Annotated in this window: 26 protein-coding genes and 1 other annotated feature; of the genes, 19 read left to right on the forward strand and 7 right to left on the reverse strand. The window is 29.3% G+C overall.

Translation table 11 applies throughout. The annotated features are described in order from the left end of the window. Nucleotides 1-289: 289 nt before the first annotated feature. Nucleotides 290-580: a hypothetical protein gene (locus tag TICRE_RS06560; RefSeq protein WP_075726351.1), complete on the reverse strand. Its 291-nt coding sequence runs from the start codon at nt 578-580 to the stop codon at nt 290-292. 692 nt (nt 581-1,272) lie between these two features. Between TICRE_RS06560 and TICRE_RS06570 the strand changes: the two genes are divergently transcribed. Continuing rightward, the gene (locus tag TICRE_RS06570) at nt 1,273-1,659 is read left to right on the forward strand and encodes a type II toxin-antitoxin system HicB family antitoxin (RefSeq protein ID WP_075726353.1); all 387 of its coding nucleotides are present in this window, start codon (nt 1,273-1,275) and stop codon (nt 1,657-1,659) included. A gap of 33 nt (nt 1,660-1,692) precedes the next feature. Next, the gene (locus tag TICRE_RS06575; protein ID WP_075726355.1) at nt 1,693-2,703 is read left to right on the forward strand and encodes a DNA cytosine methyltransferase; all 1,011 of its coding nucleotides are present in this window, start codon (nt 1,693-1,695) and stop codon (nt 2,701-2,703) included. A gap of 118 nt (nt 2,704-2,821) precedes the next feature. Here the strand turns inward: TICRE_RS06575 and TICRE_RS06580 are convergent, their stop codons facing one another. Further along, complete coding sequence (locus TICRE_RS06580; RefSeq protein WP_075726357.1) at nt 2,822-3,592, reverse strand: PDDEXK family nuclease; 771 nt, start codon at nt 3,590-3,592, stop codon at nt 2,822-2,824. Between the two features lie 3 nt (nt 3,593-3,595). Beyond that, the gene (locus tag TICRE_RS06585; protein ID WP_075726359.1) at nt 3,596-4,573 is read right to left on the reverse strand and encodes a DNA cytosine methyltransferase; all 978 of its coding nucleotides are present in this window, start codon (nt 4,571-4,573) and stop codon (nt 3,596-3,598) included. A gap of 300 nt (nt 4,574-4,873) precedes the next feature. Here TICRE_RS06585 and TICRE_RS13210 point away from each other — a divergent pair, with 300 nt between their 5' ends. The 3 genes from TICRE_RS13210 to TICRE_RS13215 all read left to right on the forward strand — a co-directional run bounded on the left by TICRE_RS13210 (nt 4,874) and on the right by TICRE_RS13215 (nt 6,603). Continuing rightward, entirely contained in the window at nt 4,874-5,110 is a 237-nt protein-coding gene (locus TICRE_RS13210) for a hypothetical protein (RefSeq protein ID WP_075726361.1), read from the forward strand. Between the two features lie 496 nt (nt 5,111-5,606). Beyond that, nucleotides 5,607-5,867 (forward strand): hypothetical protein, encoded by a 261-nt coding sequence (locus tag TICRE_RS06595; RefSeq protein ID WP_075726363.1) that lies wholly within the window; start codon nt 5,607-5,609, stop codon nt 5,865-5,867. Nucleotides 5,868-6,429: 562 nt separating this feature from the next. After that, nucleotides 6,430-6,603, forward strand: a complete 174-nt coding sequence (locus TICRE_RS13215) for a hypothetical protein (RefSeq protein WP_158016453.1) — start codon at nt 6,430-6,432, stop codon at nt 6,601-6,603. A 166-nt stretch (nt 6,604-6,769) separates the two neighbouring features. On the opposite strand, the gene TICRE_RS06600 is transcribed toward TICRE_RS13215, so the two are convergent. Next, on the reverse strand, nt 6,770-8,206 hold the full coding sequence (locus TICRE_RS06600) for a phospholipase D-like domain-containing protein (protein ID WP_075726365.1): 1,437 nt from the start codon (nt 8,204-8,206) through the stop codon (nt 6,770-6,772). 401 nt (nt 8,207-8,607) lie between these two features. On the opposite strand from TICRE_RS06600, the gene TICRE_RS06605 reads away from it, so the two are divergent. The 4 genes from TICRE_RS06605 to TICRE_RS06620 all read left to right on the forward strand — a co-directional run bounded on the left by TICRE_RS06605 (nt 8,608) and on the right by TICRE_RS06620 (nt 12,846). Next, nucleotides 8,608-9,306 (forward strand): hypothetical protein, encoded by a 699-nt coding sequence (locus tag TICRE_RS06605; RefSeq protein ID WP_075726367.1) that lies wholly within the window; start codon nt 8,608-8,610, stop codon nt 9,304-9,306. Between the two features lie 183 nt (nt 9,307-9,489). Further along, entirely contained in the window at nt 9,490-10,707 is a 1,218-nt protein-coding gene (locus tag TICRE_RS06610; protein WP_075726369.1) for an NAD(P)/FAD-dependent oxidoreductase, read from the forward strand. Between the two features lie 330 nt (nt 10,708-11,037). Next, nucleotides 11,038-11,841: a DUF169 domain-containing protein gene (locus TICRE_RS06615; RefSeq protein WP_075726371.1), complete on the forward strand. Its 804-nt coding sequence runs from the start codon at nt 11,038-11,040 to the stop codon at nt 11,839-11,841. A gap of 60 nt (nt 11,842-11,901) precedes the next feature. Continuing rightward, the gene (locus TICRE_RS06620; protein ID WP_075726373.1) at nt 11,902-12,846 is read left to right on the forward strand and encodes a TDT family transporter; all 945 of its coding nucleotides are present in this window, start codon (nt 11,902-11,904) and stop codon (nt 12,844-12,846) included. Nucleotides 12,847-12,929: 83 nt separating this feature from the next. On the opposite strand, the gene TICRE_RS06625 is transcribed toward TICRE_RS06620, so the two are convergent. Further along, a complete protein-coding gene (locus tag TICRE_RS06625; protein WP_075726375.1) occupies nt 12,930-13,838 on the reverse strand; it encodes a selenium metabolism-associated LysR family transcriptional regulator in 909 nt (302 codons plus the stop codon). Between the two features lie 973 nt (nt 13,839-14,811). On the opposite strand from TICRE_RS06625, the gene TICRE_RS06630 reads away from it, so the two are divergent. The 3 genes from TICRE_RS06630 (at nt 14,812) to cls (ending at nt 17,169) form a co-directional block, all read left to right on the forward strand. Beyond that, nucleotides 14,812-15,072: a hypothetical protein gene (locus TICRE_RS06630; protein ID WP_075726377.1), complete on the forward strand. Its 261-nt coding sequence runs from the start codon at nt 14,812-14,814 to the stop codon at nt 15,070-15,072. Next, nucleotides 15,065-15,463 (forward strand): retropepsin-like aspartic protease, encoded by a 399-nt coding sequence (locus TICRE_RS06635; protein ID WP_075726379.1) that lies wholly within the window; start codon nt 15,065-15,067, stop codon nt 15,461-15,463. The genes TICRE_RS06630 and TICRE_RS06635 overlap by 8 nt, the downstream gene beginning before the upstream one ends. A gap of 131 nt (nt 15,464-15,594) precedes the next feature. Further along, on the forward strand, nt 15,595-17,169 hold the full coding sequence (cls, locus tag TICRE_RS06640) for a cardiolipin synthase (protein WP_075726381.1): 1,575 nt from the start codon (nt 15,595-15,597) through the stop codon (nt 17,167-17,169). A gap of 13 nt (nt 17,170-17,182) precedes the next feature. Here cls and TICRE_RS13220 read toward each other — a convergent pair whose 3' ends face one another. Beyond that, nucleotides 17,183-17,320, reverse strand: a complete 138-nt coding sequence (locus tag TICRE_RS13220; protein WP_158016455.1) for a hypothetical protein — start codon at nt 17,318-17,320, stop codon at nt 17,183-17,185. 139 nt (nt 17,321-17,459) lie between these two features. Further along, nucleotides 17,460-17,705, forward strand: a binding site (T-box leader). 108 nt (nt 17,706-17,813) lie between these two features. On the opposite strand from TICRE_RS13220, the gene TICRE_RS06645 reads away from it, so the two are divergent. From TICRE_RS06645 to TICRE_RS06655, 3 genes are read left to right on the forward strand one after another with little or no spacing between them, the layout of a single operon-like run. Beyond that, nucleotides 17,814-18,776: an ABC transporter substrate-binding protein gene (locus TICRE_RS06645; protein ID WP_075726383.1), complete on the forward strand. Its 963-nt coding sequence runs from the start codon at nt 17,814-17,816 to the stop codon at nt 18,774-18,776. A 14-nt stretch (nt 18,777-18,790) separates the two neighbouring features. Then, nucleotides 18,791-19,699, forward strand: coding sequence for an ABC transporter permease (locus TICRE_RS06650; protein WP_075726385.1), 909 nt, complete (start codon nt 18,791-18,793; stop codon nt 19,697-19,699). Then, entirely contained in the window at nt 19,686-20,459 is a 774-nt protein-coding gene (locus TICRE_RS06655; protein ID WP_075726387.1) for an ABC transporter ATP-binding protein, read from the forward strand. Before TICRE_RS06650 ends, TICRE_RS06655 begins: the two co-directional genes overlap by 14 nt. 210 nt (nt 20,460-20,669) lie before the next feature. On the opposite strand, the gene TICRE_RS06660 is transcribed toward TICRE_RS06655, so the two are convergent. Continuing rightward, a complete protein-coding gene (locus TICRE_RS06660; RefSeq protein WP_075726389.1) occupies nt 20,670-21,125 on the reverse strand; it encodes a DIP1984 family protein in 456 nt (151 codons plus the stop codon). A 200-nt stretch (nt 21,126-21,325) separates the two neighbouring features. Between TICRE_RS06660 and TICRE_RS06665 the strand changes: the two genes are divergently transcribed. From TICRE_RS06665 to saoT, 4 genes are all read left to right on the forward strand, one after another. Beyond that, on the forward strand, nt 21,326-23,161 hold the full coding sequence (locus tag TICRE_RS06665) for a DUF4153 domain-containing protein (protein ID WP_075726391.1): 1,836 nt from the start codon (nt 21,326-21,328) through the stop codon (nt 23,159-23,161). A gap of 389 nt (nt 23,162-23,550) precedes the next feature. Next, nucleotides 23,551-25,356: a glycerophosphodiester phosphodiesterase family protein gene (locus tag TICRE_RS06670; protein ID WP_075726393.1), complete on the forward strand. Its 1,806-nt coding sequence runs from the start codon at nt 23,551-23,553 to the stop codon at nt 25,354-25,356. 321 nt (nt 25,357-25,677) lie between these two features. Continuing rightward, on the forward strand, nt 25,678-26,010 hold the full coding sequence (gene saoD / locus TICRE_RS06675) for a DsrE-related protein SaoD (protein WP_075726395.1): 333 nt from the start codon (nt 25,678-25,680) through the stop codon (nt 26,008-26,010). A 110-nt stretch (nt 26,011-26,120) separates the two neighbouring features. Further along, entirely contained in the window at nt 26,121-26,381 is a 261-nt protein-coding gene (gene saoT / locus TICRE_RS13745; RefSeq protein ID WP_269843979.1) for a thioredoxin-like (seleno)protein SaoT, read from the forward strand. Nucleotides 26,382-26,433: the final 52 nt, after the last annotated feature.

A 26,433-nucleotide genomic window follows, 5' to 3' on the forward strand; every position in this document is an offset into this window, starting at 1 on the left:
ATAATAAATCTACCCGTAAAAATATTATTTTACTGCTAAAAAAATATTATTTTACTGCTAAAAAAATATTAATAATAAAATTCTAACCGTGTCGATTTCGACACGGTTAGAATTGAAAATCTCAGAAATACAATTTAATAAATTAATAGACTTTTAAATATAGCTATTATGACTTTTGTTTTTTCTATATACTATATTTATTCTAATCTTTTTACACTTTGATTATTTAGTAATGACTTTAATTGAGTTCTTGCTATTTTATTGAGTTCTATTAGTCTTTTCTCTTGGTTCAATCCATCCATAAAGCAATTAATTCATTTAATGTTTCTGCTGTAGAAAGACCTTCGAAGTAAATAGCATATCTTTCTTTATTATAATTTACATCCCCTTCTGGCTTAACCTCAATCTTATAAATCTTAAGATTAGAAATGTCATCCATCTTAAATAATAATCTCATAATATCCTCAATACTATAAGGATAATCTCCATCATAAAGATAATCTGTGTTTATTTTTAAAGCTCCTGCTATCTTATTTGCTATGTCTTCTTTAGGAGTTCTAATATCTAATTCTAGTATCATTAAGACCAGTTTTTTCTCCTAAATCTAATTGTATTAAATCTTTTATATCTATAAAATTCTAATAACACCATTGATATATGACCATCTCAGTTAGTATAAATAATACCATACCAGATACTATAAATAAAGAAATATTAAAAAAGGTGTTGATAATAATTATCTTCTTAAAGGGCTCTATTTCAAAGAATCTGAACCTTCAAAGCTTAGGAATAGAAAGTGTATAAGTACAATCGTTATATAGCTTTAACAGGGGATATAGGAGCTAATGTAAATGTACAATTAATGGAAAATAAGAATGTACAATTTTGTGTACTTTGAGATTCTAATATTTGTGTAGTTTCATCTTAACATTTACAATTCATATAAACTATTTGTTTAAGATTAAATTAAAGTAAATAATATTAAAAAAACATTGACTAATACGCATAAAAGGAGCATAATATAATTAACAGAAGGTAGATATATGAAAAGATTTAGTTAATCTTCTTGAAAGGAACGGTTGGTATTTAAAAAGGAATGGGGAAATCATGGCATATACACAAATGGAAAATACATAGAACCAATCCCCAGACATAAAGAAATAAACGGAAAGTTAGCAAAAACAATCTAAAGAAATTAGGGCTTTAAGCCCTAGCTTCTTTAATCATCAAATCCACAATATAAAATAATTATAAAACAAAGGAGTGAATGAATTGAAAAGGGCATATCCAATTATAATTAAAGAAGAAGAAGGAGATTATTATGTAAGAATCCCAGACTTTAATATCAGTACGCAAGGAACAGATGTTGCAGATGCTATAGCAATGGCTAGAGATGCAATAGGATTAGTAGGTATAGATATGCAAGACGATAAAAAAGAATTGCCAGAGCCTTATTCTATAAAAGAGGAATCAGAAGAAGGAGATATCCTTACTCTAGTAGATGTTGACTTTACAGAATATAGAAAAAAGAATGATAATAGGGCAGTAAAGAAAAACTTAACTATACCAAGTTGGTTAAACGAGGAAGCAAATAGAGCCGGGGTAAACTTCTCAAGGCTATTACAAGAAGCACTAATGGAACACCTTAATCTAAGGTAGTAATGTAATTTGTATTTAAAGAAGGAGGAAATTATGCTTGATATAAAGAAAAAAACACTAAAAGGATATACCTTTATAGACTTGTTTGCAGGAATAGGTGGATTTAGGCTTGCTCTTGAATCTTTTGGTGCACAATGTGTTTATTCTAACGAGTGGGATAAATATGCTCAGGAAACTTATAACTTGAATTTTAATGAAATACCTGATGGAGATATAACACAGGTAGATGAGAAGAATATTCCAAATCATGATATTTTATGTGCTGGCTTCCCTTGTCAAGCATTTTCTATTAGTGGAAAACAAAAAGGATTTAAAGATAGCAGGGGTACCTTGTTTTTTGATGTTGCTCGAATAATAAAAGAAAAAAAACCTATGGTTGTGTTTTTAGAAAATGTAAAGAACTTTGCTACTCATGATGGTGGTAATACATTAAGAGTAGTAAAAGAAACTATGCAAGAACTAGGTTATAGTTTTGATTATGAAGTATTAAATCCTACTCACTACGGTATGCCTCAAAAAAGAGAGCGTATATATATGGTTTGTTTTAGAGAAGATATTATAAGAGAAACTTTTACTTTTCCTAAACCTTTTCAACTGGATAGATATGTTGAAGATTTTTTATTACCAAATAATAAGGTTACTGATTATATTATTGAAAGAGATGATTTAATGTTAAATGATAAAGCAGAAACTACTGAAAACTTTAACTCTACAATTCGGGTAGGTATGGTAGGAAAAGGTGGTCAAGGTGAAAGAATTTATTCTCCTAAAGGTATTGCTATTACATTATCAGCATATGGTGGTGGTGTATTTTCTAAAACTGGTGGATATCTAATTGATGGTAAGACTAGAAAACTACATCCTCGTGAATGTGCAAGACTTATGGGTTTTCCTGATACTTATAAATTGAACCCTAATAAAAATCAAGCTTATAAACAATTAGGAAATTCTGTAGTAATAGATGTTTTACAGCTTATTACAGAGCAAATAGGAGAAGCTTTAAATTGTCAATATAGTGGTATTAAGCAATTAGCTATTATTTAAATTAATAAGAAAGTTGCGTAATACATCTACAAGACTTAGAAAATAGAACTAGCCTAATTATAATATATGGTGCTTAAACTTTGCCCCCTAAATCAATATAATGATTTAGGGGGAGTTTTTACAGTCTTGATTTAAATTCCTCTAAATCAAATTTATCTTGATCTTTAATTAATTTAATACTAAAAATAACATTTGGGTTATTTGTATTTGATAGCTTTCTAATTCTGTAAGTATCACCATCATATTTTCTAATCATATAATCGGATTCTGATATAGAAAATCTTATGTTATCAATTGACTGAGTTGATTTAATCATAAAATTATCTAACAGAACAAATTCTATATTCATGTTACTCAACTGATTGAGAACATCATTTTGGCGACTTTTGGGAACATTACTCGATCCACTTTTTTTAACTCTAAAATTACAATTTATTTTAAAGTATTGGCTATACTGTTCAATAGGGAATATTATAAAATCTTTTCCTTTTGTTATAAAAAATTCTACACCTTGATTTTTATAATTACTAATAATCCAATTGCTAAAAAGTTCTTGGGAAAGATAGATTTTTTCTCCACTAGTTCCAGCATTTTCATATTTGGAAAAGTTTTCGTTCATGTAATCTATAATAAACTCAACATTTTCATCAATTTTACTTTTATTTCTTGGTGAAAATACAAACTCCTTTTTATCAGAATCTGGTAATAAAACAAATTGTCCACTTTGTGCTGAGGGCATCTTTGCTTCAATAAAAAAAGACTTTTTATCCTTTTTGTATTCTATATCACTTGTAGTTGAATCACTGAATCCTAAGTGACTGAAGTAATTTCCGTAGGTTTTATTTAAATAGTCCACGCATTCCAATTCAAATTTTCTCCAATTTTCCATTTACTATTTACCTCCTGAGAGTGTTTTTAATATTGATTTTCCGATTTCTTCAACAACGTTTGCTGTCATTGCATTACCTGCTTGCATCAGTAAGTTTCTGTTAGTTACTTTATTTTTAACACGGGATACATGTTCGTGGTTAAATCCTTGAAATAATAATGCCTCAGCACCTGTCAAGTAATACATTTTTTTGTTTCTTACATAGTAGATCCCGTCTCTATGAGCTCTTAAAGTTGGCATTCTATTAATATAAAGTCTTAAATCTGACATTCTTGTGTCTACGATGAGGTTTTCTTGATTTAAAATATTATTGATATCAAATTTTCCTTTATTTTTTTCATTATTAAGATATTTGTAATAGAACCATCTTTTATCTTCAGGACTCATTTCATTATCTTCAGGAAATAAAAAATCTGCTATATTTACTCTTCCCTGAGGGATAGGCCAAGAAAAATCTTGTGTACCAATATTTAAATCTTCACGGAAACCAACTATAAAAACCCTTTGTCTCATATGTGGTACACCATAATCAATACTATTAAGAACTCTATAAAATACTGAGTATCCAATTTTTGATAATGATAGTATTATTTCTTTAAAAGTTTTACCACCATCGTGACTTATAAGACCTTTTACATTTTCTAAGATGAATACTTGAGGTTTGCTGTTCTCTAAAATATTCATTAGGTAATAAATAATTTGACCTCTAGGATCTTTAGTCCCAGTCTGTTTTCCTATAACAGAGAAACTTTGACATGGAAAGCCAGCTATCAAAATATCAAATTTAGGTGCTATTTTAGGATTAAATTTCCTTAGATCACCATAATTTTTATTATTCTTATTCGGAAACAAAAGCTCATAAGTAATATTTGCAAGCCTACTAGTATCAGATGATCCTATACATTCAAGGTCACAATTTTCTAACCCCAGTCTTCCTCCTCCAATACCAGAACAAAAGTCAAAAAACGTTTTCAATTCCAAATAATTCACCTCCCTAGGATATATTACTTTTTATTATATCAGCCACTAATTTTAAATACCAGAGCATACTTGTTTATCTATGGTAATATAAAAGTCATTAAAGAATTTCAATGAAAAAACATTATTTTATTTGACGGATTTTATGGATAAAAATAAAGTAATTAAAATTTTCCTATATCTAAGAATTAGTTATGATAGAAATATTTATTTAAAGAATAAAAAGCAAGATATATAGCTTAATATAGCTGATATGAGAGTGTAGGGAAAGTTTAATTAGATAAGAACCCCGTTACTTCAGTGATGAGAGATTCGGGATGTTCTAAGGCAGGAGGCATAAACTTTGATATAATAGAAATAATATATTGTAGAAAAGGTGAATTTAGTGGCCAATCAAATCCTATTATCTATTATTGGAGATATAATAGATTCAAAAAATATAAAAAAAGAAGTGAAATTCAAACAAAATTAAATAATGTATTGACCAATGTTAATAAAAATTATAAAAATATATTGTATCTAAGTGGACCATTACTTTAAGTGATGAATTTCAGGTATTGTTAAGTCATAATGTATCCATTAAATCTGCGTAAAGATATTATATTACCAAAAAATTAGATGCCTTCACTAATGAAGATAATATAAACATAATCTTGGATAGGGTAAAATCTAAAACTAATGATGATAAACCAACCGGAACTGGGACTGGAACGGGTGAAATAAATTATAAATGGATGCAAAATAAAATGACAGAACAGAATTAAACTGATAAATAACTGCTAAATTAAAAGTTTTTGCATATAATCGATAATATGAAAAAAAGAGTGGGAATAACTCCAAACTTCATTGAGATTTCATCAATATGAAGTTGATGTAGTAAAAAGTTAAACCTTATAATAGCTAGAAGAATTAGTTGTTATAAGGTTTGTTTTATATAACTTAGATATAGAAATTTTAAAAAGGGTAATATATATGGAAGATTTATATATGGTAAAATAAATATATATTAATATTTTCTTGAAGGGAGTGTATTGTTGTGAAATGGAATGAAGCAGTAAAAAATTATCCAAATAAATGGCTACTGTTTGAAGCTATAGAATCATACTCAAAAGAAGGAAATAGAATTATTAAAGATCTTTCAGTTATTAACTCATTTGATGACAGCAGAAAAGCTTTAGAACAATATTCTGAAATGCATAAAAAAGATAAGTCTAGAGAAATGTATGTTTATCATACTAAAAACAAAGAATTAATTATAGAAGAAAAAAGATGGATAGGGGTTAGGGAATATGGTTAAATTAAATTATATATTTTAAACTGGAAAATCTACTGCTTGGAATAATTTCAAAAGTTACTTTAAGTTAATCTGAGTGTTATACAGTATTCTAGAAGAGGCTTCTTATACCTCTTCTTTTTATTATCACTATTTTGCATAAAAAAATAGTACTATTTTTTTACTAAAGTTAATTCAATAAATATTTTTATTTTTAAAATAATGTATTGATTTAATCGTTGTGCAACGATAGTGCTATAATTGTACTGGTTTGCAACGATAAATGAATCGATAGAAGCAACGTTTCAAAATTATAAAAATAATAATAAATACTTAAAACAAAGCTGTATAATAATAAAATGCACTTATAAGACTGCACTTAAAAACAAAAGCAAACAATGAGGTGTAAAATGAATAAAAATAAAAAAATGATAACTGAGTTTGAGAAGAATGGTGGAATACTTAAAACATCAGAGCTGAATAAATTAGGTTTTTGTAAATGTCAACCCCAAAATGGTTCTTTCCAATGTTAGTTGACTCTATGGTAATTATCTAATATAATATGGACATATTATATTAGATAACATTGGAAAGAACAAATTTCATCTTAACATTTACACTAGATAGTGCTTATTTATTTATACGTGGTTCGAGAGCTAAAAAAGTAGAGAAATTTGAATTAAAAGAGCATACTGCTTATAAAAATTCTGAAGAAAAACGAATGAAAGAAAACTATATAATGGATAATTTACCATTTTAGAAATAAAATTATACTAGCAATTTTTAATTAGCTGATGGAAAATCAATGGTTTGAATACATTTAAGCCCATGAGTATGAGTTATCAACTACACAAAAAACCACCATAGAGATCTTATTAAAAGAATCTATGGTGGTTTTAATGCAAATATTTACTTCTTATTGGGTGTTAGAGTATATGCTCTAATATAGGTGTTATTTTAGCTAAAACAGTAATAACAACTTGCTTTAGCTTGCCTACTTCCCCAGGGCTTATGTGCTTACTAAAACGGTAAGAAGCATCTGGATCAACGATTAAACTCTTATCTAAATCCCCTTGAATACTTCCTTTTAATTTGCTGGCAAATTCCTTGCTAGAAATGACAAGCATGGATTCGCTATTAATATAGCTACTTCTAGCATCTAGGTTAAAGGAACCAAGTACACTAATGGTATCATCAAAGATATAGGTCTTAGCATGCAAGGAGCCTTCACCTTGAAACTCATGAATGGTAACCTTGTTTTCAGCCATGGTGTTTCGGTGGCGTTGGTAGGCTGATATACTCAAATGATTTGGACTTGAGTAGGTGGAATTAGTTAGAATATGGGTCTTTTCTAAGTCAATATCGTAGTCCTTAAAGACAGATTTCATCCTTCTTGTGGGGATAATATAAGGACTTTGCATAAAAATCGAATCTTTAGCCTGGGCCGACAGAGATAATAAGGCTCTTAGGCACCAAGGGTCCTGGTTAATCACCCCAACAGGGTTATGAACAAAGGTAATATCTTGGGCAAGCATGGTATGGCTGAGCCAGTCTATGGAACCTGCATTTTTAGGGCTAACATAAGCTGAATTTAGATAGTTGACTTTTAATTCTTCGCGGATGCCCTCACTCTCAAGCAGTTTTTTTGCAGATAGTTTTCTTCTAAATGGCTTAGAGTATTTATAATCCCATGTTTCTTGGTAGTAGTTTTTCATATCAGTTATAACGCTAGGGTAGTCTCCTTTAGTCTTGTCTATATAAATAAGGACATCTCGGTCGTTAGAAAAAGTTGTCCATCGAGTGGGTTTTAAAAAATAATTATCCGCAATATTACGGCCACCCATTATCCCTAGATAATCATCTGAAATAATCATCTTATCATGTAGACGCTTGCTCCAGTTAAAGGGGAACAAGGGGTTTATGGGATCATAGAATTTAAAACTTATTTTCTCGTGGGCATTAGCAGCGTATAGGATAGGCAAAAATTCTGAGGTTAAGGAAGATAAAGAAGACATCCCATCTAGTAAGATTCTAACTTCCACACCCCTATCAGCTGCGTCTATAATGCTGCCTAGCATAAGCAGGGAAGTTTCACCATTTCTAAAGGTGAAGTAAGCAATATCGAGAGTCTTATTAGCGCTTTCAATGAGTTTGATCCTAGCAGTTAGGGCATCTTGTGGTGATGCTATTAATTGAACCCTGTGGCTTGCACGGGTTGTTTTATTGTCCTGATTGTCTGATGGAGTCTGATCCTTTCCTCCTATAGTAGGATTTTCAAATGCATAAATTACAAGGGAAAATACAAATGCGTATAAGAGGTATACCGTTAAAATAACCAATAAGATGCGAAGTAATTTTTTCATATTAACCTCCTTTCTAAATGCCTTAAGCAGATAGATAATTGGTATATAGATAGATGAAAAAGTGTCAATATTAGCTATTATAGAAACTCATATAAACTTATATAAACTCACATAAAGTTTACCATAAATGTATGAAAGAGTCCAACAAATAACCCTTAGTGGAACTGGGGCTGGAAGGGGAAAATAAATTTAAAATCTGCTTTAAACAGAAGTATAGAAGAAAAACGAACTGTTAAATAATCTCTAAATTGAAAGCTTCTGCATATAGTGGATGATATGAAATGAACAGTTGGAGTAGGACCCAGCCTTTCTAAAGTTAGTATTATAAACCCTGAGATTAATATTACACTACTGGGGTAATAAATATTTAGATAAGTATAAATTTTAGAGGAGAGATGAAATTGAAAACCAAGAAAATAATGGGATTAATCATTGTTATGATGATGACTTTACTTGTTTCAGTAGGGTGTACATCAGATTCAGGAGATAAAAATAATCAAGGCAAGCAAAACGATGTAGATGTAAATGAAGAAGAAAATAAAGGTGAAAATGAAGATAAAGAAGATAGTAATTCTGTAGAAGATTCCATAGGCGATTCTAAATATATCAATTACCCAGGCACAGTAAGTGAAATTGCTGATAGTGAAGGAGACCAAATCACTGTTAAAGGGGATGACGAAGAAAGTGGATTTGAAAATATTTCATTTAACCTAACAGATGAAACAGTAGTTGTATATGATGAAAATCAAGAAATTATAGAGACTGTAGATATTGAAGAAGGAAATAGGATTGAAGTAATTTATGGAAAAGATTCTCCAATGACCAAAAGTATACCTCCTATTGTAAATGCAAGAGCTTTAGTCATTAGACAGGCGGAAAGCAACTTAGGGGTAAAGGTTTCTAACTTTAATGATGACTTAATTAGTGAAGACAACACACTTCAAATTAAAATAAATGAAGATAGCTCTATAGTAGATTTACAAGGTAATAAATTAAAGAAAGAAGACATTATAGGCAAGGAAGTGTTGGTACTCTATGGTCCTGAAGAGACTTTAAGTATTCCTGGGCAGGCTAATGCAATAAAAATTATTTTACTGTAAATGTTCCTGCATTATATAAATAGAATTTTAATTTGGGATAAAATTTCTGAAAATCAGGAATTAGATGCTAGACTTTTTTTGGTCTGGCATTTATCTCTAATTACTTAAATTATGCCCCGATGTTATATAGCGGGAAAGTTCAAGGTGGAAAAGTGCTACTTGATGTAAAGAGGAGAGATAAGCATGAGAGAGAAAGTAGTAATAATTGGTGGATCTATTACAGGAACCTATACAATGATAGAATTAGTAAAAAACAAATTTGATGGAGATATAACTATTATTGACAAGAAAGATGTACTGCCCTATAATACCTATCCGCTTTCAAAAGAATGGATGCTGGATAAAGAGGAGATGGATCCTCCACTTTTAAAGGAAAAGGAATATTATGAAAAAAATAATATTAATTTAAAGTTAAATACCAAAGTAGATTCTATCAACTGGAAGGAGCAGACTGTAACAACTGATAGTAATGAAACAATTCCCTATGACCATTTAGTTATTGCCACAGGATCTAAATTACGTAAGCTTAGCTTACCTGGAGATGATGCTAAAGGAATCTTTTACCTTAGAGAATTTAAAGATGCCATAGCCATTAAAAAATGGTCAAAGAATATTAAGGATATTGTAATAGTTGGAACAGGATTTATAGGTTTAGAGTTTGCATCAACCTTTAGACAATTAGGGAAAAATGTTTCAGTCCTAGTAAGGTCTGGGAAACCACTTGAAAAGATTCTTGGTGGGGAAGCATCAGAATACTTTACAAAAATGCATCAAGACCATGGAGTGAATTTTATTTTTAATGAGGAAACAGCAGAATTTATTAAGGATGAAAATGGTAATATAGCTTCTATACTAACTAAGACTGGTAAAACTATTAAATGTGATATGGCAATAATAGCAGTAGGGGTAGGACCAAATCTATCCTTTGAAGTAGATTCACTAGGGATGGAAAAAGGGGCCATTATTGTTAACGAATATGGGGAAACTTCCCTACCAAATATTTATTCAGGTGGAGATATTACCATGTGGCCCTATAATGGACGCTTAGTTCATATAGAACATTGGGAAAATGCATGGGGGCAAGCTATTTCAATTGCAAGAAATATTTTAAATGAAAAAAGTAGTGAATATAAGGAAGAGCCATATTTTTGGACTGATCAATATGATCAAACCTTTGAATATTTAGGGAATACTAGAAGCTGGGATAATATATTTATTCGAGGCTCCCTAAATGAAAAGGAATTTGCTCTTGCCTATCTTGATGAAAACAATTATCCTCTGGCTATTCTTTTTGCCAATAAGTTTGAAAAAAGAAAGGATATAGATACATTATTAAAGAGTAAGAAAGCCCTTAGTGAAACCAAATTCACTGATGTAAGCATAGCTCTTGATGAAATGTAAAAATCCTATAGAAAATGAGTAAGGCTAATGAATTAGATATATATTATAATTGAGGAATAGGGGCAAAGGTCACTATTCCTCATTACAATATAGTAGATAAGAACTCTTTGAGAAAACTTAGAGTTACTAGTTATTGTTCTAATCTTTTTAATCTTTTACTAATGTATTAAAATAAATTATAGATACAAGAATTATAGGACAAAGATTAGTATAGATTTTATCTATATTAAACTTGATTTGCATAAATTATATCAATTGTTAAGTCTCGAAAACAGATGCTATAATTATAATCTATAGAAATAATATAATGAATTATTAGGAGGAGAAAAGATGGATATTAAAAATAGTGTCGACTTGATAGAATCATATCTAGATTTAGATCGTAAGCCAGTAGGTATCAAATTTTTCTTTGATAAGGATGAATTCGAGAATTTTGAAATTCCTCAAAGAAATTCTAAAGTTACATATTGCAACTCAGTACAACTTGCAAGTAAAGGTAGTGCTATGAAACTTACTAAAGAAAACCAAGCATGCCCTAATGGAGCAATGGCTCTGAAAATGAAAGAAGTACCTGAGCCAATGGCAAATGGAAAGGGAAGATTTTCCAAAAATATTTATAAAGATGTAGAAACATCAAAAAGCATTAGTGATGAAATGCAGTTTTTAAAAGAGGAACCTGTTGGCATAGTAGTTATGCCACTTGAAGATTATAAAGAAGATCCTGATGTTGTAGTTATGGTTAGCAGCCCCTATAATATTATGAGAATGATACAAGGACATGGCTATTTTAATGGTTACACAAATAACCTAAAAACTGTTGGTTTGCAAGCAGTTTGCCACGATTTAACAACCTATCCGTATAATACTGGAGATATTAATATCACTTTATTATGTCCAGGTACTCGTTTAGTTGCAGATTGGCAAGTAGATGAAATAGGAATGGGTATACCTTTTGAAAAGTGGAATGAAGTTGTGATGGGTGTTAAAGAAACAACCAATCCTTTTGAAAGAAATGACAAAAAGAAAGGTATTGAAAAGAGATTAAAAGAACGTGGATTAGATGCTAGTGGAATCAAATTTAACGAAAATTATGATGATGGGTCATATACTGGTGGGAAAATAGATATTGGTTAATTGTATTAATCTTATTTTCGCTGATGATGGGAATCATAATTGAAAAGAAGGAGGATTGTTATGAATCAGTTATTAAAAAGGATACCTATACCAATGGCTGGATTGATGCTAGCTTTAGCGGCGGGTGGAAATTTGGTAGGGTCTTATGGAACATTATATAGGAATATTTTGGGAATTATATCTGCAATTTTATTAGTATTTTTATTAGCAAAGATAATCAAATATCCAAGTGCAGTAAAAGAAGAATTAAAAAATCCAGTAGTAGCTAGTGTTTTCCCTACTTTAACTATGGGAATGATGTTATTAGCAACCTATATAAAACCATTTACAGCAAATGTCGCATTTGGAATGTGGATTGTTAGTATACTAGGACATATAGCATTAATGGTCAAGTTTACTATGGATTACATAATAAAATTAGATATAAAAAAGGTGTTTCCAAGTTGGTTTATTGTATATGTAGGTATAGTTGTAGGCTCTGTTACAGCACCAGTTTTTGAAATGCAGAGTTTAGGTAAGATTTTTTTCTGGGTAGGAATAGTGTCATATTTCCTACTATTACCAATAGTTTTTAAAAAGGTTAGATTGGGAACTATGCCAGAACCTGCATTACCAACTTTAGCAATATTTGCAGCCCCTGTTGCTCTTTGTCTAGCAGGTTATATGAATTCTTTTGAAACTAAAAATATGGTTATTGTATGGGGATTAGTTATTTTGTCACAATTAAACTATATTTTTGTATTATCACAGCTACCAAAGTTGTTAAAATTAAAGTTCTACCCAAGCTTTTCTGGATTTACATTCCCATTGGTTATATCTGCAATTTCTATAAAACTTACTAATGGCTTTTTAGTAAATAGTGGACAAACTATATACGTATTAAGATATATTGTAAAATTTGAAGAGATTGTTGCCGTTTTAATGGTATTATACGTGTTATTAAAATATATTCAATTCTTAACAGGATCTGCACAGAGTAAAACTACAGTAACTGTAGGAAAGTAAATAAGTCAATACAATTAATATTACAAGCCCTGATTCTCCTAGTTAGGGCTTTCTTCATAAAGTCTACTAATAGGTTTTCAGTTCTAAGGATTAATACCAGTCCAATGGATTAAAAAGTCCTTGAAAGCTTCTACTATAGGTGATAAGGTCCTATTTTTAGAATAGACAAAATAAAAACTACGTCTTAAATTTAAGCCTCTTACTGTTAGGGGCTTAATTAATTCTAAATCAATTTCATTTTTAATAGATATCTTTGAAATGAAACTAACACCTAATTCTAGTTCAATCATCTTCTTAATCATTTTATTACTATCTAATAGAGAGACAATATTTAGATCGTCTAAACTTATACCTTTTTCTGAAAGGCACCTTTCCACTAATAATCTGGTTCCTGAACCTTCTTTTCTAAAAATAAACTTTTCTGAAAATAAAATATCCATGTCCACAGATTCATTTGTGTAAATTTGGTAGTTTTTATTGTTAGGTACAGCTAAAACCAGTTCATCTTCATAAAAATCTATATATTCCAGCATTCTAGAGCTATGTTTTGCACCTACTATTCCAAAATTTTGCTTACCTTCAACTATATCATCTATTATATCTTTTGAATTTTTATTAGTCACAGAAAAAGAAATACCAGGATACTTTTGTGTAAAGTCCTTAATTATATAAGGTAAAATATATTGTTGCGGAATAGAGCTAGCATTTATCTCAATTTGACCTTCAATTTTATCTAACTGACCCATAATATTTGATTTAGCTTGATCTCTAATATTGATAAGTTCTACAGCATATTTATAGAAAAGTTTTCCAGAATCTGTTAATGTTATAGTTTTACTTTTCCTATCTAAAAGAGTAGTTAATAGTTCTTTTTCTAAATTCTGAATATGATTACTGATAGTCGGTTGAGTTAAATATAGTTCTTTAGCAGCTTTGGAAAAACTCTTATGCTTTACAATGCTTACAAATGCTTCCAATTGATTAAATTCCAAAATACCTCTTCCTTTCCAAAATACTATTTGTTGACCATATTTTATATAGAAGCTATTGTATATTCTTTCTTCTTCAGTTCTATCTTTCTTTAGGCGATATTACTCCCATCCTCTTAGATGAGAGGCAATGCTTATGATTAATAATATCATAAAATAATTTTTTATGTATTAAAATATCTTGTGATTCAATAAAATTTAAACATAAAATAATAATCTATAAAAAATGATATCTAAATTTTATTTTACTATTTCAATGAGGAGATGAATTCCTTAAATCTTGATTTAGCAGATATCACATGTATCAATATAAACTCGATATTAGTGGTGTTTTACTAATAAACTGGGTATACTATACGTATAAATAACAAACGTATCTAAAGATAATAAATTCATTGTTAAAGCTATGGAATGGGACATTGAATTTAAAATACTTACCTTTAAAAATAAAAAACTTTGCAAAGGTCAATGGAGAGTAGTTCACGGTAAATATAATATAATTTATAAAAAGGAGGTAGATCCGTAATTTGTACAGATTAAAGAAAGAGACTAATCGACGCCAGGCACTTGAGTTATTAAGTTAATGTATATCGGGGAACAGAAAAAGTTTTAATGGCTTCAATTCTTAGATAAATATAGAGAATAAGCATAAGAGAAAAAAGTTGGTGTTGATTACCAACTTTTTTTCACCACATAAATGAACTGATAAATAATTTCTAAATTGAAAGTTTTTGCATATAATCGATAATATAAAAAAAGAGTAGGAATAATTCCAAACTTCATTAAGATTTCATCTATATGAAGTTGATATAGTAAAAAGTTAAACCTTATAATAGCTAGAAGAATTAGTTGTTATAAGGTTTATTTCCTATATATTAGGTGTAGAAACTTTAAAAAGGGTAATATATATGTATGGTGTATTTATATATGGTAAAATAAATATATATTAATATTTTCTCGAAGGGAGTGTATTGTTGTGAAATGGAATGAAGCGGTAAAAAACTATCCAAATAAATGGCTACTGTTTGAAGCTATAGAATCATACTCAAAAGATGGGAATAGGATTATTAAAGATCTTTCAGTTATTAATTCTTTTGATGAAAGCAGAAAAGCTTTAGAACAATATTCTGAGATGCATAAAAAAGATAAATCTAGAGAAATGTATGTTTATCATACTAAAAATAAGAAATTAATTATAGAAGAAAGAAGATGGATAGGGGTTAGGAAATATGGTTAAATTAAATTATAAATATGATTTACCATTTTGTAAAATTATAATTGAGTATAGAGGAAAGTCAATAACCTTAGATAATATTCTTTTAGATACAGGATCTGGTTGTACTATATTTAAAATGGATGAAGTTGATAAAATTGGAATTACAATAGAAAAAGAAGATACTATAGAAACTATTTCAGGTGTCGGAGGAGTAGAATTTGTATATAAGAAAAATATTGATAAAATAATATTTGGGAATTTAGAAATAGAGAATTTTAATATTGAAATTGGAGTTATGGATTATGGCTTTGATATAAATGGGATTATAGGGATTGATTTTATGAAGTATATAGGAGCTATAATAGATTTAGATAAAATGATAGTATATGCTAATGATAGTTATAATAGATAAGAATATCATATTAGATTACGAAAATTGATATGTTTAATTATTATAGTTTGCTTCTGAAAACATATAAAGCCAATATAATAAAGATATATTCAATTGCTATTATAAAATACTATAAAAAAAGGAATGAAAATATGAGTACAAATAAGTCTAATGAAATTTTGCTCCTTAAAAAAAGTAAACGTGGAATACTTAGAATAATATTTGGAAGAACTGGCATTGTTGTTATTCTTTTACTAACTCAAATACTAGTATTAATGAGGATATTTAAGTTTTTAAAAGGTTTAATTCCATTTACAGTTGGTACATTATTAGCCTTTACAATAATCATGGTTTTATATGTAATTAACTCAGAACATAATACAAATGTTAAGTTATCTTGGATTACAATGATTATGCTATTTCCTGGATTCGGGGGTATGCTTTATATTTTCATACAAACAGATATAGGACACCGAACTATCAAAAAAAGAATTAAAAAAATAGTAGAAGAAACCCAAAAAGAATTTATGGATCAAGAAGATTTAATGAAAAGATTAGAAAAAGAAAATAAAGGACTTTATAATCTAGCTACATATACTGGTAAGTCAGGAGGATATCCAATATATGAAAACACCTCAACAAAATACTTTCCTCTAGGTGAAGATGCCTTTAAAGAAATGTTAATACAGTTAAAAAAAGCTGAAAAATTTATTTTTATGGAATATTTTATAGTTGATGAAGGCTATATGTGGGGACAAATTTTAAAGATTTTATCTGATAAAGTAAAGAATGGTGTGGAAGTTAGATTTATGTACGATGGAACTAACGAATTTGCATTATTGCCCCATAACTATCCTGATAAATTAAGAAAATTAGGTATCCAATGTAAGGTTTTTTCACCAATTCGTCCTTTTCTTTCAACTCATTATAATTACAGAGATCACCGAAAGATATTAGTAATTGATGGACAAGTTGCTTTTACTGGAGGGATTAACCTTGCAGATGAGTATATAAATGAAATAGAAGTATACGGTCATTGGAAAGATACAGTTGTTATGATACAAGGTCAGGCAGTAGAAAGCTTTACAATAATGTTTTTACAATTGTGGAATGCCAGTGAAGAAAATAGGACTTACATGATGGATTTATATAAATCAAAAGCACTAGATAAAAAAGAAAAAGGCTATGTAATACCCTATGGTGACTCTCCATTAGATAACGATAAAGTAGGACAAATGATATATATGGATATATTAAATCGGGCTGAAGATTATGTCTATATTATGACACCTTATTTAATTTTAGATGGTGAAATGGTAACTTCTTTACAATTTGCAGCTAGAAGAGGAATTGATGTGAAAATTATAATGCCACATATACCAGATAAAAAGTTTGTATTCGCTCAATCTAGAAGCCACTATAAAGAGTTGATAGACTCTGGTGTGGAAATCTATGAATATACACCAGGATTTATGCATGCAAAACAATTTCTAAGTGATGACAGGAAGGCAGTTGTTGGAACGGTTAATCTTGACTATAGAAGTTTATACCATCATTTTGAATGTGGTTTATATATGGAAGAAACAGGCGCTATTGCAGATATTAAATTGGATTTTAGGAAGACTTTAGACCAGTCACAGAAAGTCACTTTAAATGATATCAAGAAATATAATATATTTATGACTTTAACTGGAAGAATCATGAGATTATTTGCTCCATTACTGTAGACATATGCCAAAACTATTTTACTTCTGTAATTAGATAAATAAATCCCAATATAAAACAATCTACAGCAGTTTTAATATTATATTCATTCGCTATATCATGAAAATATACATATTCATCTAAAAGTGCGTTTAATAAAGGCTTATCTAACATCTTTAAATTCGAAAAATCATCCCTTTTTAGAAGGATAAATCTATATTTATTTATTCTATTTTAAATTAATACTAAACATATTTAAAGTTTTTATTGACAAAAACTTTCTTTAAGTGTATTATAAGTATAAATCAAAACGTATAAACTAGAGAATGAGAAAAGTACATGTGTTCGGAAGATTTTAAGAGAGTTGCAGGTGGTGAAATTGCAACAGTCCTCGTCATATGGAATGGGCTCATGAAGGTGGTAGGAACGGCATATTGCCTAGTAATGACCAACGGGAATCCAGCCCGTTATCCAATGGAAACGTATATTTGTACGTATTAAGTGGATGCTTTGCATCAATTTAGGTGGTACCGCAGAAGATATAACTTCTGTCCTATTGTTATAGGACAGAAGTTTTTTTATGGTTTAAAGAAGCTGTGCTTCTTTATTTTAAATAGATACTAAAGGCAATTATTAAATTAAACATATTATAAGAGGGGGATTAACTATGAAAAAAGGACTATTAACACTACTAACTATATCTTTACTAGCAACAATTTTAACTGGATGTTCCAAAGATTCAATTCCCAAAATTGGAATCTCTCAATATGGAGAACATGCTTCCTTAGACAACTGTCGAGAAGGATTTATTCAAGGCTTAGAAAAATCTGGTTTAGTGGAAGGTGAAGATTTTGTAATCGACTACCAAAATGCTGGGTTTGATGATTCTATTAACACACAGATTGCTCAAACATTTGCTTCAAACAATGTCGATTTAATGGTTGGTATTGCTACACCATCGGCAACTGCTCTTTATGCTGCAACAGAAGAGAAAGATATACCTGTTATATTTACAGCGGTTACTGATCCTGTTGAAGCTAAACTTGACAAAGGAAACGTAACTGGTACTAGTGATAAACTACCTATTGATGCACAACTTGAACTTATCAGGGCAATGCAACCAGATGCAAAAACAATCGGGATAGCCTATACAACAAGCGAACCAAACTCAATCTCAGCCATTGCTGAATATAAAGAAAAAGCTCCTAATTATGGTTTTACTATTGAGGCTATTGGAATCACTCAACAATCTGAAGTAACTCAAGCAGTGGACACATTGATTTCCAAAGATGTCGATGCTTTTTCAAATTTAACAGATAACAATGTCGTTGGTGTCTTACCTGCTATATTAGATAAAACAAATGCTGCTTCAATTCCAATTTATGGTAGTGAAATTGAACAAGTGAAATTAGGCTGTGTTGCAGCTGCTGGTATTGACTATATTGAACTAGGTATTCGTACTGGTGAAATGGCTGCAAAAGTTTTAACAGGTAAAGCCAAAGCTACTGATCTTCCTTATGAAACAATCAAGGATTATCATATATATACAAATACAAATGCGCTGGAAAAACTTAACATAACATTACCTGAATCCATTAAAGAAGATACTGTTCCTGTAGAACTTGATTAGGAGAAGAATTTATTATGAATATAATTGATTTAGCTGTAAATACTATAACTCAAGGATTAATATACGCATTATTATCCTATGCTGTGTATATTACCTACAAAATTTTAGACTTTCCAGACCTGACTGTTGATGGCAGTTTTCCTCTTGGTGCTGCCATTACCGCAGTTCTACTTACCAATAATGTAAATCCTTATTTAACATTACTAGTTGCCTTAGCTTTTGGTGCTCTCGCAGGGTTAGTTACTGGATTTATTCATGTACGATTAAATATACGTGCCTTGCTTGCAGGAATTATTACGATGACTGGACTATTCTCTATTAATTTACAAATTGCTGGATCAAACCTTATTGTTGATCGCACGATTGATACAATTTTTACAAGTGGTATATTTAACGTATTATTTGGAAATATTCCTCTTATTTATCGTAAACTTGTTATCACACTAATTATTGCCCTTGCATTTAAACTTATATTAGACCTTTATTTCAAGACAAAAAACGGTCTTTTACTTAGAGCTGTTGGCGATAATGATCTTGTTGTAACAATGCTCGCAAAGGATAAAGGGACTGTGAAAATTATTGGATTAACAATTGCCAATGCACTCGTTGCACTATCTGGTTCTATTGTTTGTCAAGAACAACGTTCTTTTTCAAGCACGATGGGAACTGGGCAGGTTGTTTTCGGACTTGCAACAGTTATTATGGGCACAACAATTTTTAAACGATTTGGTTTTGTAAAAGGAACAACTGCAGTCCTTGTTGGAAGCATTGTATATAAAGCATGTATTCAAGTTGCTTTAACTCTTGGTCTTCCTGCAAATCTATTAAAACTTGTAACTAGCATTCTTTTCTTAGTTATTTTAGTTTATGGAAATTATCAGCAAAAAACGACAAAGGTGGTGAGCAAAAATGCTCGAGCTTAAAAACATCACCAAAATTTATAATCCCGGTCTTGTTACCGAAATGTGTCTTTTTGATGACTTTAATTTGACAATAGAGGATGGTCAATTTGTATCTATTGTTGGAAGTAACGGAAGTGGTAAAACATCTCTATTAAACATTATTTGCGGCAATATACCTATCGAACAAGGTGAAATTATAATCAATGGTAAAAACATTGTTAAAATGCCTGAACATAAACGCCATAATAGTATTGGTAGGGTTTACCAAAATTCTTCTATGGGGAGTTGTCCAAATTTAACAATACTTGAAAACTTATCACTTGCCGATCATAAAGGAAAAACTTTCGGATTATCTTGGGCTTTAAATAAATCTCGTATTGATTATTACAAAGAACAATTATCTTCACTAGGCCTTGGACTTGAGGATAAACTCCATGTTAAGCTCGGTGCTCTATCTGGTGGACAACGACAAGCTGTTTCATTAATTATGTCAACTTTAACGCCTATTGATTTTTTAATTTTAGATGAACATACCGCAGCACTTGATCCCAAAACAGCTGAAACAATTATGATTTTAACCGATAAGATTGTTCGCGAGAAAAAACTTACAGCAATGATGGTTACACATAACCTACGCTATGCTGCTGAATACGGAGATCGTATTTTAATGATGGACAAAGGAAATATCATTCTTGATCGTTCTGGAAAAGAAAAAGAGTCTACAAGCATTGATGATCTCCTTAATATCTTTACTAAAATAAGTATAGAATGTGGTAATTAAATCCACATTCTATACTTATTTTCCCCTTACCCACCCTCGCTTTAAATATAAATTAGTATGTGGTAGTAACAATTATAAATAATTTGTACTGGTGTAACTTTTATGAGCGTAATTTGTTAAAGCGGAATCGAACCGCAGACTTTGCCCCCAAATCTCCATCAGTAGAAAAATTTTTATACTCACCTTTATATCTAAAAGCTACCTGCTATTTTAAACTAGATCAATAATCCAATTTAATCCTTGGATTTTTGTATCAAGTTCTCTATACTCTTTTGATAATTTATCTGCTTCTTTTTGAAACTCCTTAACATCTATAATACTTACATACTTTATCTCAGTTCTAGAGTATCTATCTGGTTTTACACTTGCTTCTTCAGCAGCATTAGCTAATATAGATCTTCTCTCAAGTAAAATATCCCTGTCAACTAAAGCCTCTGCCAATGTCAATTTATCATCAAATCTAGTTAGATTATTAGTTGTATTGATTCTTTTAATAAGGCTTGATAATTCATCTTGATTGGAAAAAAGCTCTTTTAATAAAAAATCCGGTTCTTCACTTGGTCTTTCCCCTTCTTGTACTAGAATATTATTTCTTAATCTGCTTTTGACTTGTTCTATTCTTTTTTGTAAATCTGCTCTTAGAATCAATGCTTCAGCTAATTTCAAATTAACCCCTCCAGTAAGAAAATTAAGAATACATAGTATTTTTTATCTCTATTAATGGGTTTTATTATAACATAGATTATAGAAATAATAAATGAAGTAGGTAAAAGTTTAAAATAAAAATATTTTACATTTAAAATTGTATATGGTATTTGTGGGTATAATATATATAAACATTTACTTATATGAGAGGAGATTATATTATGATTAATTTAGGTTTGCAAATTCAAAAAGTTTTTAAAGGTGCTGCTAAATCATTTTATAGATTTCCAGCTGCTATTATAAGTGCGATTGTGATTAGTATTACTGCAATTATAAAGATAACAATGGATTGGGAAGTACAACAAACATATACTCTTTTATTTGACAGTATTCAAATCTCTTTTTTCTTAGGTGCTGTATTTTCTATGGCGACTGTAGCTTTAGAAGAAGTAAGATCTGATAGGAAAAAATCATCCTTTGTATTAGCAAATGTATCTGGTATTGTATTGGCGATTATAAGCTTTTTACTTTTATATTTTTATGGTGGAAAAATTGGAGAAGATAAAATAGTTTATTTATCAGATATTGCTATGGCAAGAGTAAGTGTTGCTATATTTGTAAGTATAGTTGCATTTGTATATATAACTTCAAAATCTAAATTTGTAGATACTTTTAGTGATTCGTTTTTTATTACTCAGAGAGCTTTTATAATTTCAGCTATCTATGGATTAGTAATAATGGCAGGAGTTTCTGGTGTGCTAGGAGCATTTCAAGCATTGGTATATAGGAATTTAGATTCTAGAGTCTATCAATATCTAGGTGTGGCTGTTGGATTCTTGACATATACTATATTTTTAGGATATTTTCCAAGTTTTAGAGGAACAGAAAACAAAGAGGAAATTGATAAAGTAAAAGAGCAACCAAGATTTATATTTGTATTATTTGATTATATTTTGATACCGATTATAATGGCTTTGACTGTAGTTCTTTTAATTTGGTCTGTAAGAGTTCTTTTAAAAGGTGTAGATGTGTCCTTTAATCAATTATCTAGTATTGCATCAAGTTATGTAATTATAGGAATATGGCTCTATATAATGGTATCCAAACATGATACCAAGATAGCTGAATTTTACAAAAGAGTATATCCCTTTGCTGGAATTTTAATTTTAATATTTGAAGCATGGGCACTTTTCGCTCAGTTAAATAAATTTGGTTTAAAGACCGCAGAATATTCGTTTCTAATGATTTGGATTTTTGCGATTATATCCGTATTACTATTAATTTTCCTAAAGGATAAAGCATATAGAAAGGTTGCAATTACAGCAATTGTGATTTCAATAATCTGGGTATTGCCAATCATTGGATATCAAGATATTACTTTTAACTCTCAAGTAAATAGACTAAGGAAAACATTAATCAATGAAAAACTTTTAGTAGATGATAAGATAGTATCTAATAATAAAGAAGTTGAATATGTAATAAGAGGTGAGATTACCGATGCAGTAGATTTTATTTCATATTCTGAGAAACAAAATACTCCTATTTGGTTTAAGAAAGACTTAAACGATGAAAAGGTTTTTAAAGATACTTTTGGATTTGAAAAGACTTATGGAGTATATCCAGACCCATCAGAGTACACTTCAAGTAACTTTAGGCTTGAAACAGATGCAATAGATATAAGTGATTATTCTTTGAGTTTGAGAGTCCTACCAAATGAGAAGTCAGATACAACTAATAGATTTAAAGGGAAAAATGGAAGTTACGAGATTATGATAACAAGAGAATTTCAAAGAGTTCCTAAGATTATAGTAAAACTTGAAGACAAGATAATTGTTGAAGAAGATATGAGTAAATATCTATCAGATTTATCAATCAAATATAATTCAAAACAAAATAGTGAAATTAAAGTACCATTTGAAGATATGAACGTAATAATAGAAACAGAAGATATTTCAATACTATTGGTGTTTGATAATATTAACATTTATAGGGATCAGATAAAGGAAAAAACAGATTATTATGTAGAACTTCATGGAATATTTGTAAAAAATAAATGATGACATACAGAAAAACCCAAGATAAAAATACCCATAAAGATAAAAGTTAACAATAAAGTAAATACAATCTTATAAAGATTTCAATTAAACCAAAGAAATAAGTAAAATCCCTGATTTAATTTAAATTGATATGCTCCTCTTGTAATAGATAGTTTAAATAATAAAACTGTTTCAGACAAAGAGGAGCTATTTTTATGGGAAGAAAAAGCAAGATACTAGAATTTCAAAAAAACCAAGTTTATTGAGAAAAACTTAAGAGGTAAGGTTCTTTAAATAAAAAAGTGTAGTAATTATATAAACTAATATATGGGAAAAAACAAAATGGTAGTTATAGCATAGTTAAAGAATACTAGGGTATAAAGCATTATATATGAAGGGAGGTTAAAGATATGGAAAAAAGAGTATTAAATGAAAAGAGGATATTAAATAATTCCTTAAGAATGATTTATGATACATTTATATATCTAGTATTATTTGAAGTGATTTACAAAGGGGTAATATTGGTAATATTTAAGCCAATTATAGAAATTATTGTTTCTTTATTTAATAAAGATGGATCATATATGTTCTTAGTTAATGAAGATATAACTAGGTTTTTACTAAGATCTACGGGATACCTTATGATCGTAGTCTTAATGATTATATCAATAATTCTTGTATATTATGAATTAAGTGTAATTTTACTGATATTAGATAGTGGTAAGAAAAAAGAAAAAATAAAATTATTGCAAATTACGGAAACTGCGTTATTAAAGTTGAAAGACGTTATAAAGAACAAAAACATAGGATTAGTTCTTTATATCTTGATTTTAATTCCGATTTTTAATATTGGTATGCAGACATCCCTTTATCCTATTTTTTCTTTTCCACATTGGATAATAAAGAAGATTTCTAAATTTCCAGGAAGTGAAATATTATCCATCTTACTAGGGATAGGATTGATATATTTATTTACAAAATTATTTATAGTACTACCTATTATGATATTTAGTAATAAATCTTTTAAAGAGGCTTCAAAAATTAGTTTTAAAACAGTTAAAAATGAACAATTTAAAATTGCTTTTTTAATGATGATTGTAATGTTGATTTGGCTAATCCTAACGTATCCACCTTTTATGATACTAGAAATTTTACAGTCTATGTTACCCCTAATAATAAGGAGTGCATCTAATATATCTATAACAATATTTACTTTATTCATAGCACCATTTATATTGGCAATAAGTCTTGAAAACTATAACTTGCATGTTAGATCTGGTGATTTAGATAGAGAAGAGGTATATGAAAAGATAAAGTTAGGACAGTTTGGTAAAAAACTGTGGTCGATACTAGGAAAGATACTACAAATTATACAAGATCAAATATTTAAAATTAGAAATCATATAAAAGCATTTATATTTGTAACTTTAGTTATAATAATAGGAGTAAATATATATAGTGATGAAAGTATAATACCTATTTATGAAAAGCAGTTACTAATAGGGCATAGAGGTGGAAACTATGGGGTTGAAAATACAATAGATACTATTTTATATGCTGGTACTAATGGAGCTGATTATGTAGAAATAGATATTCTACTGACTAAAGACAGTGTTCCGGTAGTTATACATGATAATAGCTTAAAACGTTTAGCAGATACACGTAAAAAGATAAGCAATTTAACAGTAGATGAAGTAAAAAAAGTTACACTAGAAGATGGAAAAGAGAAAGATGATATTCCATTATTAGAAGAGCTTTCAAGAAAAGTAAAAGGAAAAACCAATTTGTTAGTAGAATTTAAAACTCATGATAAAGAAAAAGCGAGTGTAGTGGATAAGACTATAGAGGTTTTAGAAAAAGAAGGAATATTAGAAGAAACTATATTTCAAACAGCAGAATATGATATAATAAAAGATTTTAATGAAAAATATAAAGATTTATCTATAGGCTATATTTTTAAAGGAAGAATTGGAGTTTTTCCAACTAAAAAACTCTCCCAGATGCCAGTAGATTTTATAAGCGTAAAAGAATTACTAATAAATAAAAAGATGATAAAAGAGCTTCATAAATCTGGAAAGGCAGTTTTTACTTGGACTACAAACAATGATTATAAAGCTGAGAAACTTTTAAAGCTGGGAGTAGATGGTATAATAACGGATTATTCAGTAGAAATGATGAAACCGAGAGATAAGTATAAGGATTACAATGAAAAATAAATGATTGAAAATATAATAAATAAAAATCACTAAAGTATAAACACTCAGTGGTATTAGATGATAGAAGCCTTGTAATAGCTAGAGATAGATATTACAAGGCCTTTTATTGTTTAGATTTAGATTTAAACAATAACGCTTGACTTTACCACTGTAATGCGTTACTATAAATTGTAATTAAAGTTAGTAACTGGAAAAGGGTGATAAGGATATAGAAATTATTTAGTTTAAGCAGAATAATTGTTATTATTGTAACAAGAAATTATTTAAAAAGCAATGGATTATTTTAAAATCATTAGAGGTAGAAAAAAAGGAGGAATAAATATGAAAGTTGCATATGTTATATCGTCAGATAATAGTAGAACAATCCTAAGAGATATGATTGTTCCACAAATGGAAGCTAAAGGTCATGGTGCTGAGGTTGTAGGAATGTTTTTTGTATTTGACAATACATATTTACTGTTAAAGAACACAGATTTAGGGGAGAGATTACAAAAGCTTCATGATGAAACGGGAATGATAATACTTGCTTGTGATCAATGTGTTTTTGAAAGAGAGATTCAAGACAAGATAATACCTGGAGCAGCTATTGGATGTTTTCCAGTACTTTATGGTTGCCTAGAAAACGTAGAATTAGACCAAGTAATAACTTTATAAAACATTTCATTATTAATAGCTAAAATGATAAATAATTAATAATACGTATTATTATTATTAGGACAGTAATTATAAGAAACATACATAAGTTATTTGTTGGAGGTGCTTATTTGAGTAAGATATTGGTTGAATTTATTAATACATGATCTGGATGTGATGGTTATACCAGAGCTGTAGAGGCTGCTGCAGCAAAACATAAAGGAAAAGTTGATGTGAAAATTTATTATGCAGGGAAAGACTTTGATTATATAAAAAAATATGGAGTTATTTTTAAAGGTACTTTGATAATAAATGGTAAGAAGAAGATTGATAGAATTTCAAAAGATATTATAGAAAAGGAAATAAAAGAGGCTGTTATGGAACTAGAATGATAGGAGATGAAAAGATTATATGATTATATTTGAGTTTTTAAAATCTATGTTA

The organism is Tissierella creatinophila DSM 6911, from assembly GCF_001940565.1.
Lineage (GTDB): Bacteria > Bacillota > Clostridia > Tissierellales > Tissierellaceae > Tissierella_A > Tissierella_A creatinophila.